The sequence below is a fragment of the Longimicrobium sp. genome (assembly GCA_036377595.1).
In the GTDB taxonomy this organism is placed as follows: Bacteria; Gemmatimonadota; Gemmatimonadetes; order Longimicrobiales; family Longimicrobiaceae; genus Longimicrobium.
Window position 1 is genome coordinate 1 of the sequence record DASUYB010000204.1, and the last position, 15,378, is coordinate 15,378.

16 protein-coding genes are annotated in these 15,378 nt (G+C 70.7%); 10 read left to right on the forward strand and 6 right to left on the reverse strand.

Translation table 11 applies throughout. The features are described from left to right. Positions 1–272 (forward strand): hypothetical protein (locus VF092_31640; protein ID HEX6751890.1); only part of this gene is annotated, 272 nt, incomplete at its 5' end. Positions 273–453: 181 nt separating this feature from the next. Here VF092_31640 and VF092_31645 read toward each other — a convergent pair. Next, a complete protein-coding gene (locus VF092_31645; protein HEX6751891.1) occupies positions 454–1,527 on the reverse strand; it encodes an aminopeptidase in 1,074 nt (357 codons plus the stop codon). Between the two features lie 60 nt (positions 1,528–1,587). Between VF092_31645 and VF092_31650 the strand changes: the two genes are divergently transcribed. The 3 genes from VF092_31650 to VF092_31660 all read left to right on the forward strand — a co-directional run bounded on the left by VF092_31650 (position 1,588) and on the right by VF092_31660 (position 4,184). Beyond that, positions 1,588–2,001: a hypothetical protein gene (locus VF092_31650; GenBank protein HEX6751892.1), complete on the forward strand. Its 414-nt coding sequence runs from the start codon at positions 1,588–1,590 to the stop codon at positions 1,999–2,001. A 144-nt stretch (positions 2,002–2,145) separates the two neighbouring features. Further along, positions 2,146–2,751 (forward strand): cation transporter, encoded by a 606-nt coding sequence (locus VF092_31655; GenBank protein HEX6751893.1) that lies wholly within the window; start codon positions 2,146–2,148, stop codon positions 2,749–2,751. Positions 2,752–2,981: 230 nt separating this feature from the next. Continuing rightward, positions 2,982–4,184, forward strand: a complete 1,203-nt coding sequence (locus tag VF092_31660) for a hypothetical protein (GenBank protein ID HEX6751894.1) — start codon at positions 2,982–2,984, stop codon at positions 4,182–4,184. Between the two features lie 147 nt (positions 4,185–4,331). Here VF092_31660 and pabB read toward each other — a convergent pair whose 3' ends face one another. Then, positions 4,332–6,125, reverse strand: coding sequence for an aminodeoxychorismate synthase component I (gene pabB / locus VF092_31665; GenBank protein ID HEX6751895.1), 1,794 nt, complete (start codon positions 6,123–6,125; stop codon positions 4,332–4,334). A gap of 167 nt (positions 6,126–6,292) precedes the next feature. On the opposite strand from pabB, the gene VF092_31670 reads away from it, so the two are divergent. Together VF092_31670 and VF092_31675 are read left to right on the forward strand one after the other, a co-directional pair. After that, the gene (locus VF092_31670) at positions 6,293–6,580 is read left to right on the forward strand and encodes a DUF4160 domain-containing protein (protein HEX6751896.1); all 288 of its coding nucleotides are present in this window, start codon (positions 6,293–6,295) and stop codon (positions 6,578–6,580) included. Beyond that, entirely contained in the window at positions 6,573–6,866 is a 294-nt protein-coding gene (locus VF092_31675; protein ID HEX6751897.1) for a DUF2442 domain-containing protein, read from the forward strand. Before VF092_31670 ends, VF092_31675 begins: the two co-directional genes overlap by 8 nt. 78 nt (positions 6,867–6,944) lie before the next feature. On the opposite strand, the gene VF092_31680 is transcribed toward VF092_31675, so the two are convergent. From VF092_31680 to uvrA, 3 genes are all read right to left on the reverse strand, one after another. Continuing rightward, a complete protein-coding gene (locus VF092_31680) occupies positions 6,945–7,424 on the reverse strand; it encodes a hypothetical protein (GenBank protein HEX6751898.1) in 480 nt (159 codons plus the stop codon). Further along, complete coding sequence (locus VF092_31685) at positions 7,424–7,804, reverse strand: type II toxin-antitoxin system antitoxin SocA domain-containing protein (GenBank protein ID HEX6751899.1); 381 nt, start codon at positions 7,802–7,804, stop codon at positions 7,424–7,426. Before VF092_31685 ends, VF092_31680 begins: the two co-directional genes overlap by 1 nt. A gap of 158 nt (positions 7,805–7,962) precedes the next feature. Next, positions 7,963–10,845: an excinuclease ABC subunit UvrA gene (uvrA, locus tag VF092_31690; GenBank protein ID HEX6751900.1), complete on the reverse strand. Its 2,883-nt coding sequence runs from the start codon at positions 10,843–10,845 to the stop codon at positions 7,963–7,965. A gap of 454 nt (positions 10,846–11,299) precedes the next feature. On the opposite strand from uvrA, the gene VF092_31695 reads away from it, so the two are divergent. The 4 genes from VF092_31695 to lysC all read left to right on the forward strand — a co-directional run bounded on the left by VF092_31695 (position 11,300) and on the right by lysC (position 14,450). Continuing rightward, entirely contained in the window at positions 11,300–12,019 is a 720-nt protein-coding gene (locus tag VF092_31695) for a hypothetical protein (GenBank protein HEX6751901.1), read from the forward strand. A 161-nt stretch (positions 12,020–12,180) separates the two neighbouring features. Then, entirely contained in the window at positions 12,181–12,366 is a 186-nt protein-coding gene (locus VF092_31700) for a hypothetical protein (protein ID HEX6751902.1), read from the forward strand. Positions 12,367–12,430: 64 nt separating this feature from the next. Beyond that, positions 12,431–12,874: an OsmC family protein gene (locus VF092_31705; protein HEX6751903.1), complete on the forward strand. Its 444-nt coding sequence runs from the start codon at positions 12,431–12,433 to the stop codon at positions 12,872–12,874. A 214-nt stretch (positions 12,875–13,088) separates the two neighbouring features. Next, a complete protein-coding gene (gene lysC / locus VF092_31710) occupies positions 13,089–14,450 on the forward strand; it encodes a lysine-sensitive aspartokinase 3 (protein ID HEX6751904.1) in 1,362 nt (453 codons plus the stop codon). A 371-nt stretch (positions 14,451–14,821) separates the two neighbouring features. Here the strand turns inward: lysC and trxC are convergent, their stop codons facing one another. Then, positions 14,822–15,274, reverse strand: a complete 453-nt coding sequence (gene trxC, locus VF092_31715) for a thioredoxin TrxC (protein HEX6751905.1) — start codon at positions 15,272–15,274, stop codon at positions 14,822–14,824. Between the last annotated feature and the right edge of the window lie 104 nt (positions 15,275–15,378).

Consider the following 15,378-nt stretch of genomic DNA (forward strand, 5'->3'; position numbering starts at 1 on the left):
GCGGCCGCGGCGGGACGATGCGCGGCAGCCAGTCGCGCGGCGGCTCGTTCGGCGGCGGGATGGGCGGCAGCCGCGGCGGCTTCGGCGGCGGCAGGGAGACGGGGAGCAGCGGCGGCGGGATGAGCGCCGGCGGCCGCACCACCACCCGCCGCACCGGCGCGGAGCTGATGGGCGGCTCCACGGGCGGCACCGGCGGCGGCACGGACTTCGGCGGCGGCACCGGCAACCCGGGCGGCACCGGCCGCGACGACGAAGGCGCCGGCAACGTCTGATCGCCGGACCGCTGGACAGCAGAAAGGGGAGGCCTCGCTCGGGGCCTCCCCTTGGTCATCTCTGCCCGATCAGAAAAAGATTGATCTCACGCAGGGTTAGCAGAGTCAGCAGAGGAAACGGCTGCAGTTCCTCTGCTGACTCTGCTGACTCTGCGTGAGACCAGTCTGTATCCGGAACTCTTTACCGCACCAGCGCGGCCACGCCGGCGTAGGGGTCGGCGCGGTTGGCGCGGGCGGCGGCGACGATGTCGGCCAGGGTGCGGCGCAGGTCGCCGCCGCGGCTCTGGTACACGCGCTCGAACAGGTCCAGCCGGTCGTAGTAGATGCGACGCGAGATCAGCGTGGCGTTGTTCAGCGGCTCGCGGGTGAAGCTGGCGAAGGTGTTCACCTTCAGCCGCGGCCGCAGCTCGTCGGCGAACCGGCGCTGCGCCCGCGCGAACACCTCCTCGCGCAGCGCCAGCTTCTGCTCGCGGGTGATGTCGGTGCGCGCGTACAGCGACTCCAGGTCGTGCACCAGCTCGCTCATGAAGAAGCCGAACGCCAGGTCGTCGTCCCACTCGTCGCGCGCGCGGCGGCAGGTGGGCGCGTCGGGGCCGTCGCGGCGGCAGAAGAACTCGATCGCGCCCCGCCCCCCCGCGAAGTTGGCCATGCTCTCGTTGAACGCGATCTTCCCCGGCGCGAAGAAGGTGTTGTGGAAGAGCTCGTGGATCACCGTGTTGGCCAGGTCCACGTCGTCGTAGCGCAGCAGCGTGCTCAACACGGGGTCGTTGAACCACCCCAGCGTGCTGAACGCCGACGTCGGCCGCATGTAGGTGTCGAACCCCTCCGCCTCCAGCTTCTCGGCCTCGCGGCGCGCGTCCTCCTCGTGGAAGAACCCCTTGTACGGCACGCTCCCCACGACGGGGAACCACCACGTCTTCGCACGGAACCGGTCCTTGTAGGCCGCGGAGAGGACGGTGGCCAGCGTGTCGGACTTCTTCTCGGCGAACAGGGTGTAGCTGTCGCCCGTGCGCTCGCCCAGCGAGTCGCGGGCGAAGGCGCGCACGTCGAGCACCAGCCGCAGCTTGCGCCGCGTCTCGGCCGGCTGCCGCGGGTCGGCGATGACGGCGGTGATCGGCCGCCGCCGCGACAGGATCTTCGCCTCTTCCCACGCGCCGCGCAGCACGTAGCCGGGCGAGCAGGCCGAGACGAGCGACGCCGTCAGCCCGACCGCGAGCAGGGCGCGACGAAATGGTACCGGTGCAAGCAAACCCATCTGCAAATCGTTGGATCTAATCCCTGGTGACCCCGCATCCCCCCACGGCAGGAGGATCCGATGCGCTCCAGACTTCTCCTCGCGCTGTTCGCCATCCCCCTCGTCTGCGCGGCGGTCCCCGGCGCCGCCGACGGGCAGCGCACCCACCGCACCCACGGCCGCGTCGTGATCCACCGCGGCGACTACCGGTACCGGACGGCGTACCGCGACCGCATCTACATCCCCGCCCACCGCTACAGGGAGCCGGTCTACCGCTCCCGCGTCGTCTATCGCGACAACGGCTATCGCTACCGCGACGCGTACCGGTACCGCTACGACGACCGCTACTACCGCAACGACCACCGCATCTACCGCCGCAACCCGAACCTCGTGGACCTGGTGCTGCGCGCGGCGGGGGTGCGGTACGACGACCGCTACCGTCATCGCCACACCCGCCGGTGCAGGCACGGGGGGCGGCTGTACATCGCCCTCTGATTCCCCGCGATCCCGGCGACGCCCGCGCCCGGCCGCCCCGCGGTGGCCGGGCGCGTCTTCGTCCCCGTGGCGGAAGAGCCGTGCCGCGATGCACCGCGAGACGACATATTGCCGGGGAGGCGGACCACGGGCCAGAGGAGGGAGATGGGCAGCGATCCGGAGCGCCGCGCGCTGCGGCTGTCGTACTTCACCGTCGCGTACAACGTGGCGGAGGGGGTGGCGTCGGTGGCCGCCGGTGGCGTGGCGGGGAGCGCGGCGCTGGTGGGGTTCGGGCTGGACAGCTTCGTGGAGTCGCTGTCCGGCGCGATCATGGTGTGGCGCTTCCGCACACGCCGCCCGCACGCCGACGCCGAGCGCGCCGAACGCCGCGCCGTGCGCCTGGTCGGCTGCACCTTCTTCGTCCTGGGCGCGTACGTGCTGCTCGGCGCGGCGCGCAAGCTGTGGGTCGGCGAGCGGCCGGAGGGCTCCGTCCCCGGCATCGCCATCGCCCTCGTCTCGCTGGTGGTGATGCCGCTGCTGTACCTGGCCAAGCGCCGCACCGCGCGCCGCATCGGCAGCCGCAGCCTGGCGGCCGACTCGAAGCAGACGCTGGCGTGCATGGGGATGTCGGCCGGCGTGCTGCTCGGCCTCGTGCTGAACCGCGCCTTCGGGCTCTGGCAGGCGGATCCCGTGATGGGGATCGTCATCGCCCTGCTGCTCTTCCGCGAAGGGCGCGAGGCGCTGCGCGAGGGGACGCTCTGCTGCTGCTGAACCCCGCCCCCGCGATCTCCAATCCACACCGTCCGTATCATCCCCGGGATAGAGGCTGGGCTCTACTGATTCGGGGCCGATCTCCACCCCGTCGGGCGCACGTCCGCCGGCAAGCTCCTCTCCCACAGACGTTTGCGCGATCTCCGCATACGGCACCGCTGTTGCCCCGAATGTCGTCGAGGCGTTGGATGGGAAGCAGGCATCCCGGAGCCGCGTCAAAAGGAGACTTCGTGAGCACCGTCACCCAGGAACTGCCCGGCATCCGGGTCAGCGACGCCCTTCCCCGCGCCGTCCGCGCCGCACCAGGCGGCCCTGCCATCTCCAGCGCGCCCATGCTGATCCGCGAGCGCGCCCTCCACTCCGGGCTGCTGCGGTGGAGCACGCAGCTGCGCGAGACCATCGGCGAGACGCTCCGAGAGAGCCGCGACGTCTACCGCTTCGCTTACGAATTCAGCCGGGTGGGAAACAACACCGCGCTGATCGCCGTGCACGACGGCGCCGGCCGGGTGGCCGCCGGGCTGGTGAAGCGGCAGCTGCGGTGGATCAACCGCCTCATCCGCCGCAGCGGCGTCGTGGCCATCACCGACTTCACGGTCAGCCCGTGGATCAACCACGCGCGGCTGGACACCTTCACCGGCGAGTGGGAATCGGCGCTGCGGCGGCTGGAGGCGGTGGAGGAGTGCCGCCGGCGCAACCTCCTCCGCCTGGGGCACGGCGTGCCCGGGCTGAACCTGGACGCCCCCGACCGCGAGGGCTACAAGCGCTACCTGCGCGACCTGTACGTCAGCGAGGGGCTGAAGGCGCTACTGGTGAACGCCCGGTGGCAGGAGGCGCTGGACTTCGCCGCGAGCCTGGGCGAGGACGACCCCGACTGGATCCGCTGCACGGTGGACGAGGCGGTGGCGGTGGCCGCGTGCAGGCTGGGTGACTACGAGCGCGCCGGGCAGGCGTGCGTCGACGGGATCCGCCGGGTGCGCGGATGGGAGGGCGCGGCGCTGCGCGTGCGCCGCGCCGAGGTGCTGGCGTGCGCCGGCGAGACCGGGCGCGCACGGACGGCGATCACCGGCTTCCTCCCCGCGTTCTGCTCGGCCAGCATCGAGCCCGACAACCTGCAGCGCGTGCTGGCGGCGCTGTACCCGATGCTCCGCGCGGCGCAGCTCTGCGAGGAGCTGGGGATGGACGACGAGAGCGCCGCCGTGGCCGAGCGCACCTACGCGGTGGCCTCGCGAGCAGGAGACGAGGTCTTCGCGATCGAGAGCGCGCGGGTGCTGGCCCGGGTCGCGCCCGACAGCGAGCCGTGGATGGAGAGGGTGGAGCGGCTGGAGACCGGGACGATGTACAAGCGCTTCCGCCGCGGCCCGCGCGACGAGGAACGCGGCGAGACGCTCGACCGCCTGTACGAGGAGGCCGCCGCCGCGTTCGACATGCTCTGATCTCGAATCCCGAATGATCGCTCGGGGATTGGCGATCCTGGTTTTCACATGGAGGACACGGAGATCACGGAGGCACCGAGGACCGCGATTGGTTCTCTGTGCCTCCGTGATCTCTGTGTTCTCTGTGTGACTGTCTTTTGCGATGCTTTACGTCGACGGGATGCCGACGGCCGAGGCTGCCGGCATCTGCGTTTCCGTGTCCGTCGACGGGGAGACGACGACGGCGCGTCCCCAGCCGCGCAGCGAGTTGATCACCCACACGGCCGTCGCGCGCTCCAGGTCGGCGAGCGTGAGCGTGCGCTCGTGGAGGGCGCCGTCGCGCAGCAGTTCGGCGCGGAGGACGCCGGGGAGGAGGCCCGCGTCCACGCGCGGCGTCCACAGCGCGCCGTCGATCTCCAGCACCACGTTGGCGATGCGCGTCTCGGCCAGCTCGCCGCGCTCGTTCACCAGCAGCACGTCGTCGTGGGGGATGGAGACGGGCGCGTGGTCGCGGTAGAGCGCGCGCCGCGCCGTCTTGTGGCGCCACAGCGGGTGATCGCTCGGGAGACGGCGACGAGCGACGGCCAGCCGCACCGGCTCCGCCCAGCGCCGCATCGGCTCGTGGGAGATGTCGATGCGCCCGCCCGGCTGCAGCGTCACGCGGATTGTCCGCGGCTCGCGCGGCAGCGTCTCCGCGAGCGTGTCGAGCCGCCGCGCGAGCGAATCCGCATCGAACGCGTAGCCAAAGTGTGCCGCCGACGCCGCCAGCCGCGCGAGGTGCCCGGCCAGGCGAACGAAGCCCTCCCCCGGCGTCCAGCCGAACGTCTCGATCAGCGCGGGATCGGGTTCGCGGCGCACGAACGCGGACTTGGACAGGCACTCGCGGTACTCCGCCGCCGCGTCCGAATCCCACGTGATCCCGCTCCCCACGCCCAGCTCCGCCATGCCCGCCGCGCAGTCGAGCAGCAGCGTGCGGATGGCCACGCTGAACACCGCCTCCCCCGGCGACGCGAAGCCGACCGCGCCCGTATACACGCCGCGCGGCGCGCCCTCCAGCTCCGCGATGATCTGCGACGTGCGCACCTTGGGCGCCCCGGTGACCGAGCCGCACGGGAAGAGCGCGCGGAACACGTCCGCCAGCGTCGTTCCCGCCCGGGTCCGCGCACGGATGGTGGACGTCATCTGGTGCACCGTGGGGTAGCGCTCCACCTCGAACATCCGCTCCACGCGCACCCCGCCGAACTCCGCGATCCGCCCCGCGTCGTTCCGCAGCAGGTCCACGATCATCAGGTTCTCGGCGCGGTCCTTGGGCGATGCCGCCAGCTCCGCCGCGATCTCCGCGTCCTCATCGGGCGATGCGCCGCGCGGCCGCGTCCCCTTCATCGGCCGCAGCTCCAGCTCGCCGCCCGCCCAGCGGAAGAACAGCTCGGGAGACGCGGAGACGACGGCCATGTCGCCGAAGTCGAGCAGCGCGCAGTACGCCGCCCGCTGCGCATGGCACAGCCGCCGGTACAGCGCCGACGGCGAGCCGGCGAACGGCGCGCGGAGCGGGAAGGTGAGGTTCACCTGGTAGGTGTCGCCCGCCGCGATCAGCTCGCGGATGCGCGCGACCTGCGCCGCGTGCTCCGCCTCACGCACGTCCGCGCGCAGCTCGCCGATCTCCGCCGCGTCGAGGTCGTCGGGCGCTTCGACCGGCTCCGTCTCGATCCGCTCCTCGAAGATCCCGAACCACGCCAGCGGCAGCCGCGGGTCCGGCACGCGCGTCACCAGCGCGGGGTCGAACGCGGGTGCGGCCTCGTACGCCATGAACCCGGCCGCGTGGAGTCCCTCGGCGACGGCCCGCTCCACCTCGCGCATCGCCGGCAGCACGTCGCCGAGCGCGTGCGCCCGCACCACGCGCCGCAGCCCGCCGAAGCGGTACGACCCCGCCCCCCGCACCGGGTCGAGCGAATCGAACCGCACGAGGGGCGGATCAGGAGAAGGCGCGCGGTCAGTCACGTCAGGGCTGATGAGGGAGATCCGGAGACACACTTCGGAGAATAGGCCCCGCCAGAGCGGTCATTGCAAGGCTTCGCTGCATTCAGTCACCTTCTGCGAAGTTGACAGTGTTCGTATCGTCGGAGCTCAACGTGAATCGAAGCGACATCAATCGAAACGGCGAGTTGCGGAACAGGAGCGCTATGCCGACCGTATTGCGTAGCGGACCATACCGGTTTTTCTTCTACGCAGGCGACCGCGACGAGCCTCCGCACGTGCACGTGGAACGGGAAGACAATCGGGCGAAGTTCTGGCTCGATCCCGTTCGCATGCAGAACAGCGGAGGATTCAGCGGGATCGAGCTGAACCGGATTACCGCCTTGGTCGAAGCACACCGGGAGCAGTTGCTGAGGGCGTGGAATGACTACTTTGATGAGTGAACTGCGCATCCCCGAAGCGACCCGGGTGACCGTGACCGACGACGCGCTGACCGTGGAGCTTGCGGACGGGCGTACGATCTCGGCGCCGCTGGCGTGGTATCCGCGCCTGGCACACGGCACGCCCGAGGAGCGTGGCAACTGGCGGTTCATCGGCGGGGGGGAAGGAATCCACTGGCCCGACCTCGACGAAGACATCAGCGTCGAGAACCTGCTCGCGGGGAAGCCCTCCGGCGAAAGCCAGCGTTCGCTGAAGCGGTGGTTGGAGATGCGCCGCGGCGCAGCCTGACGATGGTTCGAGACGTACGAGGCCCCTCTCCCGGACCTGCCGGGAGAGGGGCCTCGCATCGGATCGACGTCGCCCAACCTACGTATGCTTCAAGCGCGACGGGCAGACCTCATGATTTGGATCCCACCAGAGAATCCTCATCACGTGCTCCTCACGGATGCCCCAGACGCGGCCCGGCCCGTCGATGCGGAGGGAGAAGTATTCCGCTGCATCGTCCTGCTCGATCGCCTCCAGCCGGTCGCGCGCCTTCTTAGCTAAGGAGCCGAAGTCGACCCCGTGGCTGCCCGTAGGTCCGTCGATCTCCCGCCACGTCATCGATTCGTACGATCCGAGGCGCCGGAGCACGGATTCCGCTTCCTTCGCGCTCATGGTGGTCCAGCACCACGGGCCGCCGATGTCGACGATGCGAAACGCCCAGACCGGAGTCCGGGCGTTCGGATCGGCCGGAGGAGCCTCCCGCGGCTGTTTCCGGGTCTCAAGTGGATACGCGGACCGGGGAATCTTGCCCGGGTCCGCGTATTCCGACCTCGCCTTCCTGTGTGGTTTCTTCTTCGCCATCACGGGAGCGAGCTGTAGTACTCCGACATCGTGGCGAGCGAGATCGGTGCGGCGCCACGCTCTCCGTCGGGCACCCCCTTCCGGGCCTCGCGCCAGGGCAGCTCGCGGTGCGTCAGGTCGCTGAGCACCTGGGCGCTGCGGCCGCCGTAGTAGTCGAGCACCGCATCGACGGTTTCCCGGGCATCCTCGTCCAGCTTCGCGGGATTGCCCCAGGACCATTCACGGATTTCGAACTGGCCCCGGTGGCGGTCGTAGAGGCTGCGGACCACCGGCCCGTTCGCCCACGCCTCGATCGGCTCGCCGAACAGCTGGCGATCATCCCAGACGAGCGACCATGCCTGCGCGTAGTAGATCAGCTTCTGGAGCTTCATCGCGGACATGGGGCCGTGCTCTCGAAGGATGTACGCCGCGACGTCGTGTGCGGAAACCATCCTCTGCCCTCCCCGTTTCACGCCGAACATCTGCCGAAATTAACTCATGAAACGTACACACCTTCGCCTGATTCGTCAAGCGGTCACGCCGTGCACAAGCCGTCCGTCTACCCCGCCGCCGCAAGCCTCGGCGCGTCCCCCAGCAGGCGCGCCAGGTAGCGGCCGGTGAGGCTGTCGGAGACTCGGGCGACCTCCTCGGGTGGGCCCATGGCCACCACGCGGCCGCCATCGGGGCCGGCGCCGGGACCCAGGTCCACAATCCAGTCGGCGGTCTTGATCACGTCCAGGTTGTGCTCGATGAGCAGCACCGTGTGGCCCGCGTCCACCAGGTCGCTCAGCACGCGCAGCAGCTTGCGGATGTCGTCCAGGTGCAGCCCTGTGGTGGGCTCGTCGAGCACGTACAGCTTCTTGCCGCCGCGCCGCGCGCCCTGCGCCAGCTCGCGCGCGATCTTGATCCGCTGCGCCTCTCCCCCGCTCAGCGTGGGCGCGGGCTGGCCGAGGCGGAGATATCCCAATCCCACCTGCTGCAGGTGCCAGAGCGTCTGGCCCAGCCGGTCCTCCTGCAGGAAGAAGCGGATCGCCTCGTCCACCGTCATCTCCAGCACGTCCTTCACGCTGGCCTTGCGGTAGCGCACCTCCAGCACCTCGGGCTTGAAGCGTGCGCCCTGGCAGACCTCGCACGGCACGAACACGTCGGCCATGAACACCATCTCCACCTGCACCTGCCCCTCGCCCTTGCACGCGGGGCAGCGGCCGCCGTCCACGTTGAACGAGAAGTGCCCGGGCCCGAACCCCCGCCGCCGCGCCTCGGGAAGCGACGAGTAGATCCGCCGCACCTCGTCCCACGCCTTGATGTAGGTGACCGGGTTCGACCGCGGCGTGCGCCCGATCGGCGACTGGTCGACGAGCACCACCTCCTTCAGCAGCCCCGCGCCGCTGATGCGGTCGAACGCGCCCACCGCCTCGCCCAGGTGGCGCTTGGCGCTGGTCTCGCCGCCGGAGAGCTCACGCTCGAGCGCGCGGTAGAGCACGTCGTGCACGAGCGTCGACTTCCCCGAGCCGCTGACGCCGGTGACCACCGTCATCGCGCCGGTGGGGATCTCCACGCGGTCGCCCTTGAGGTTGTGCTCGCGCGCGCCCTCCAAGCGGATCCGCGTGCCCGTCACGTGCCGCCGCCGCTGCGGCAGGGGGATGGACTCGCGGCCGGAGAGGTAGCGCCCGGTGAGCGTCTCCGCGCGCAGCATCTCCTCCAGCGGCCCCTGGAAGACGAGGTCGCCGCCGCGCTCGCCGCTCCCCGGGCCCAGCTCCACCAGCCAGTCCGCCAGCCGCATCGCATCGGGATCGTGCTCGACGACCAGGACGGTGTTGCCGTGCTCGCGCAGGCGCACAAGCAGGCGCAGCAGCCGGTCGTTGTCCGCGGGGTGGAGGCCGATGGTGGGCTCGTCGAGCACGTACAGCGTGTCGACCAGGCGAGATCCCAATGAATTCGCCAGGGTGATGCGCTGCGCCTCGCCGCCGGAGAGGGTGCGCGTCTGCCGGTCGAGGGTGAGGTATCCCAATCCCACGTCGTCGAGGAAGCCGACGCGCGCGTCCAGCTCCTTGAGGATGGTGTCGGCGATGGCGCGCTCCTGCTCGTCCAGCGGGCTCGCGGCGCAGTCGGCGCCCGGCGCGTCGCCCGTCAGCCGCAGCGAGGCCAGCCAGGTGCGCAGCCGGGTGAGCGGAAGCGCGCTGACCTCGGCGATGCTGCGCCCCCCCACGCGCACCCAGAGCGCCTCGGGGCGGAGCTTGGCGCCGTTGCACACCGGGCAGGTCTGCGCCGTCTGGTACTGCCGGATGAAGACGCGGATGTACTGTTTGTAGCGCTTCTCGTCGAGGTCGTCGAAGAAGGAGTAGACGCCCTGGAAGCCGCGCGCGCCGTGCAGCACCTTCTGGCGGAAGTCCGCCGGCAGCTCGCTCCACGGCGTGTCGACGGAGACGCCCTCCTTGCGCGCGAACGCGTACAGCTTCGTGCGGCGCGATTCGTAGCGCGGCATCCGCCACGGGTCCACCGCGCCCTCGGCCAGCGAGCGGTTGGGGTTGCAGACGATCAGCGTCTCGTCGAACTGCAGGACGGCGCCGAACCCCGTGCACTCCGGGCAGCTCCCGTACGGGTTGTTGAAGGAGAAGAGCTGCGGCGACGGCGTCGCGAACTCGATCTCGGGATGATCCGGGCAGCGGAAGCGCTCGGTGAAGCGCAGCGGCGGCCCGTCCACCGGGACGACGACCGCCTCGCCCTCGCCCTCGGCGAACGCCTGCTGCAGCGAGTCGGCCAGGCGGCCGGCATCCTCCGGATCGACGCGCAGGCGGTCGATGACGACGAGGAGCGCGGAGACGGTGGTGAGGTCGATCGACGCGCCCTGCGCGGGGACGTCGTCCAGGTGCAGCTCGCGCCCGTCGGCGAGGACGCGCAGGAAGCCGAGCGCGCGCAGGTTCTCCACCACCAGCGCGTGGGTGAGACGCGCCGAGCGGGGGAGGGGGAAGCAGACCATGATCCGCGCGCCGTCGGGGAGCCGGAGCACGGCGTCCGTCGCGGACTGCACGGTGTCGGGGCGGATCTCGCGGCCGCAGGGGGTGTCGCCGTGGCCGGGGCAGAAGGTGCGGCCGACGCGCGCCCAGAGGAGGCGGAGATAGTCGTAGACCTCGGTCGCTGTGCCGACGGTCGACCGGCTCGTTTTCGTCGGATTGCGCTGCTCGATGGCGACGGCGGGGGAGATGCCCTCGACGCGGTCGACGTCGGGCTTCTCCATGCGGTCGAGGAACTGCTTGGCGTAGGTGGACAGGCTCTCGACGTAGCGCCGCTGCCCCTCGGCGTAGACGGTGTCGAAGGCCAGCGAGCTCTTTCCCGAGCCGCTCGGCCCCGTGACGACGATCACCGACCTTCGTGGCAGGTCCAGATCGAGATTCTTGAGATTGTGCTGCCGCGCCCCGCGGATGACGATCTTGTCCTTCATGCCCGGGAAACTACTAGGGGACGGGGGACGGCGGACAGGGGACTGAGTGCTGAGTGCTGAGTGCGAGAGTGCGAGAGTGCGAGAGTGCGAGAGTGCGAGAGTGCGAGAGTGCGAGAGTGCGAGAGTGCGGACACGGCGATATTAGGACGGGCGGGTAAACCCGCGGCTGGAACATTGGGAAGCCTGCTGCGCAGGCTGCAGGTCGGCCACCAAGCCGGTGGGCAGCCATCCGCGCCGCCGCATCGTCCGCATGAGGTTGATTGAAGCCTCGCGCAGTTTGCGAGGCTTTCCAATGTTCCAGCCGCGGCTTCAGCCGCCCGCCACGACGCAAGGCCTCGACTTCTTCATCCCCCCGAAATCTTCATCTCCCGCTTGTCCGGGCGTGGTGTGGCTCGCACGTTCTCATCGCGTCCTCCGCATCGCATCGCCCACCGCACACGATGGAGGCCCGTTCATGCGCAGGAGCCTGGCCATCCTCGCCGCCGCGCCGCTGCTGACGGCGACCACGTGCTTCCGCAGCTACGAGCTCAAGACGTCGCCGCGGCCGGACCCGGGAAAGCCCGCCATTACCGGGTGGAGCGGCACCCGCCCGGTGGCCACCAGCGCGCTGACGGTGGAGCGCTGCCGGCCCCTCGAGCTCCGCCACGAGGTCTGGAGCATCGCCCGCAAGGACCGGAGCGACAGCACGGCCGCGCCCGAGCCCATCATCTACGGCGAGCTGCCCAAGGGGTTCGAGGAGGAGCGTGCGCCGGAGCCGCTGGCCGCCGGCGTCTGCTATCACATGCGGGGCTACGGCACGGTGGCCGACAGCACGCGCGAGTTCGCCGTGGGCAGCGGCGGCTTCCACGTGCTGCGCGACGGCACCGTGGCCCCCGGCGGCGGCGGATGGCGCGAGTCGGTGCACTACGACCGCGACTTCGAGCGCGCCGCCGTCCATTGCCGCCGCGCCTTCCGCGGCGCCCGCACGCCGGAGCAGGCCGCGGCGGTGGACGCGCGCACGTTCGCCATCTCCGACACCTCCATCACCTGCGAGGACATGCGCACCCGCTTCGTCACGGCGATGCGCGACACGCCCAGCACGGAAAAGACGGTGTTCGCCGTCGTCGGCCTGGTCGCCGCGCTGGGCGCCATCTTCTGGCTCGAGGACGTGGCGAAGCGCAGCGTGCCGTTCTGACGGGGGAAGTGCGTGAGTGCGGAGTGCGTTGATCCCTCGAGCCCGACGCACTCCCGCACTTTCGCACTCTCGCACTTTCGCACCCTCGCACTCCCTCCCCGGCACCGTCCCTGCATCTCCGCGCGCCACAACGCGTTGACCCGAGCGGCGGAGAACTGCGGATGAACTCGTTCAGCACCTATCTCATCGGCTTCATCATCCTGGTGATCGGCCTGGCGCTGGCCGCGCACCTGCTGGGCGCGCCCACGATGTGGATCGTGGTGGGGATCATCATCCTGGTGGGGATCGGGATCATGGCCGCCACCACCCGCACCCGTCACCGCGACCCCGGCGGCCCGACCTATTGACGCGGGCGCCCGCCCCTCCTTCGTTTCACCGGTATCCACCAATGAACCGCGTGAGGAGGGGCAGATGCCGGAGGGCGTGCAGGTCGAGTATCCCATCGAGGTCACCTGGGAGGGCGGGCGGCGCTGGCGCGGCGGCCCCGCGGGCGGCCCGTCGCTGGTCGTGGACGGCAACCGCGAGGTGTCGCCCAGCCCCGTCGACACGCTGGTGGTGGCGCTGGCGTCGTGCTCGGCCATCGACGTGGTCGACTACCTGGAAAAGCGCCGCACGCCGCCGTCTTCGATCTCCGTCTCCGTGCGCTTCTCGCGCGCGCCCGAGCCGCCGCGGCGCCTGACCGACGCGCACCTGGCCTTCCGCGTGGCCAGCGACTCGTCGCGCGAGCACGTGGAGCGCGCCATCCAGCTCTCCTTCGACAAGTACTGCTCCGTCGCCAACTCGCTGGCGCCCGACACGCGGCTGGGCTGGTCTCTCGAGCTGGAGCCGGCGACGGCGGCTGTCGGGGGCGAATAAATTCGCGGCAAACAACCACACGAAGTCCGCCTTCGCGGACTACCGGCGGCGCCTCGGACGTGAGGCCGGTGCGCACAACGGGCTTCGGTCCGCGCAACGCTGTGGGAGTCACGCAGACCCAACGCACTCCCGCACTTTCGCACTTTCGCACTTTCGCACTTTCGCACTTTCGCACTTCCAGGACGTGACGGCTGATCGGGGGGGATCCGAGGGGATGACCGGGCCAACGGTGATGAAGTTCGGCGGCACGTCGGTGGAAGACGCGGCCGCCTTCGAGCGCGTGGCCGCCATCGTCGCCGCGCGGATGGAGATGCGGCCCGTGGTCGTGGTCTCGGCGATGGCGCGCTTCACTGACGCGCTGGTGGCCGCCGTGCGCCAGGCCGCCGCCGGCGAGCCCGCCGAGGCCGCCGCGTCGCTCGACGAGCACCTGCACCGGCACGCCGCCGTGGTCCGCGCGCTCATTCCCGCGGCGGCGCGGCAGGAGCTGGTGGACGAGCTGGAAGCGGCGCGTCACACGCTGGCCGACCTGCTGCGCATCATCGCCGCGCACCCGGGGACGCGGCCGCCGCTGCACGACGAGGTGGTGTCGTTCGGCGAGCGGCTGTCGTCGCTGCTGGTGGCCGCCGTGCTGCGCGCGCGTGGACTGCCGGGGCGCTGGGTGGACGCGCGCCGCTGCGTCCGCACCACCGCCGCGCACACCCGCGCCGAGCCGCTGATGGACGCCACCCGCGCCGCCACCCGCGCCGAGGCCGGCCCGCTCCTGGGCGCGGGCGAGATCCCCGTGCTGGGCGGCTTCATCGGCGCGGCCGAGAACGGGGCCACCACCACGCTCGGCCGCGGCGGCTCGGACTACAGCGCGGCGCTGGTCGGCGCCGCGCTGGACGCCGGCGAGATCCAGATCTGGACCGACGTCACCGGCTTCCTGACCGCCGATCCGCGCGTCGTCCCGCACGCGCTGCAGATCCCCCGCCTCTCCTATGCCGAGGCCGCCGAGCTGGCCTTCTTCGGCGCCAAGGTGCTGCATCCCCGCACCATCCAGCCCGCGGTGGCGCAGCACATCCCCGTGCGCGTGTGCAACTCGCGCGACCCCGGGGCCGAGGGGACGTGGATCGAGGACCAGTCCGAGCCCAGCCCGCGCGCCGTGAAGGCTATCGCCCACAAGACCGGCACCACGCTGGTGCAGGTGACGGCGGCGCGGATGCTGGGCGCGTACGGCTTCCTGCGCGCGTTCTTCGAGGTGTTCGAGCGCCACCGCGCCTCGGTGGACGTGGTGGCCACCAGCGAGGTCTCGATCTCCGCCTCGCTCGACGACCCGGCGGCGCTCCCCGCGCTCATCCCCGACCTGGAGCGGCTGGGCACCGTGGGCGTGGAGGAGGGGAACGCGATCGTGTGCGTGGTGGGCGAGGGGCTGGGCGCCAGCCCGGGGGTCGCGGGCGAGGTGTTCGGCGCCATCCGCGACGTGAACGTGCGCATGATCTCGCAGGGTGCGTCGCGCATCAACCTGACCTTCGTGGTCGGCCAGGACCGCGTCCGCGAGGTCGTCCGCCGCCTCCACGCCACCTTCTTCGAGGAGTGAGCCCGGCGCGTTCCGCCGCATCCCGCCCCCACCCCCGGCTCGTTGCGCTCGCCACCCCCTCCCCCAAAACCGACTGGGGGAGGGGGAACTGCGAACTCTGGCGCGAATCCATGGCTGTCATTCCGAGGGCGACCGCACCGAAGCTGCGTCCGCGCAAACGGTTGTGAGCCCGAGGAATCTTCGGCCTGCCCCGGCGCCGATGGCCGATTCTCGCGCGGAAACAGGCTACAGATTCCTCAGGCGCAAGGGTTTGGCGCGCGACAAGAGGACGGTGCAGCGCCTTCGGAATGACATGGCACGGGGTTCGTTTTCAGCGAAAAGGGGCGGGCACACAGTGCCCGCCCCGCCTTTGGACCGTCACAGACCGCGAATCACGTCTGGTCGAGGAGCTGCTCGTAGCCCTGGCGCGGGAGGGCGCCGACCTGCTTGGCGACCTGCCGGCCGTCCTTGAACACCATCACCGTGGGGATGGACGCGATCCCGAAGCGCTGCGACACCCTCGGGTTGCGCTCGGTGTCGACCTTGGCGACGAGCACCGAGCCCATCCGCGTCCGCGCCAGCTCGTCCATGACGGGCGCCACCATCTTGCACGGCCCGCACCAGTCGGCATAGAAGTCCACCAGCACCGGCACGTCCGTGCCGCCGATGACGCGATCGAAGGTCGTATCGGTGAGATGCACGGGATGGTCGAGCGCGAGCGACGTACCGCAGGCTCCGCATCTCGGGCCGTCGCCGGCGCGGCTGGCGTTGATGCGGTTGAGGCGCCCGCACGTCGGGCAGGGAATGGTCAGCTTCTTCGTGTCCGTCGCCTGTGTTGTACCCATGTCGCTTCTCCCTCGGCCGTAGTCCGGTTACTTTACCCGGTCTGCAATATTCGGGGCGTTAGCTCAGCTGGGAGAGCGCCTGCTTTGCAAGCAGGAGGTCATCG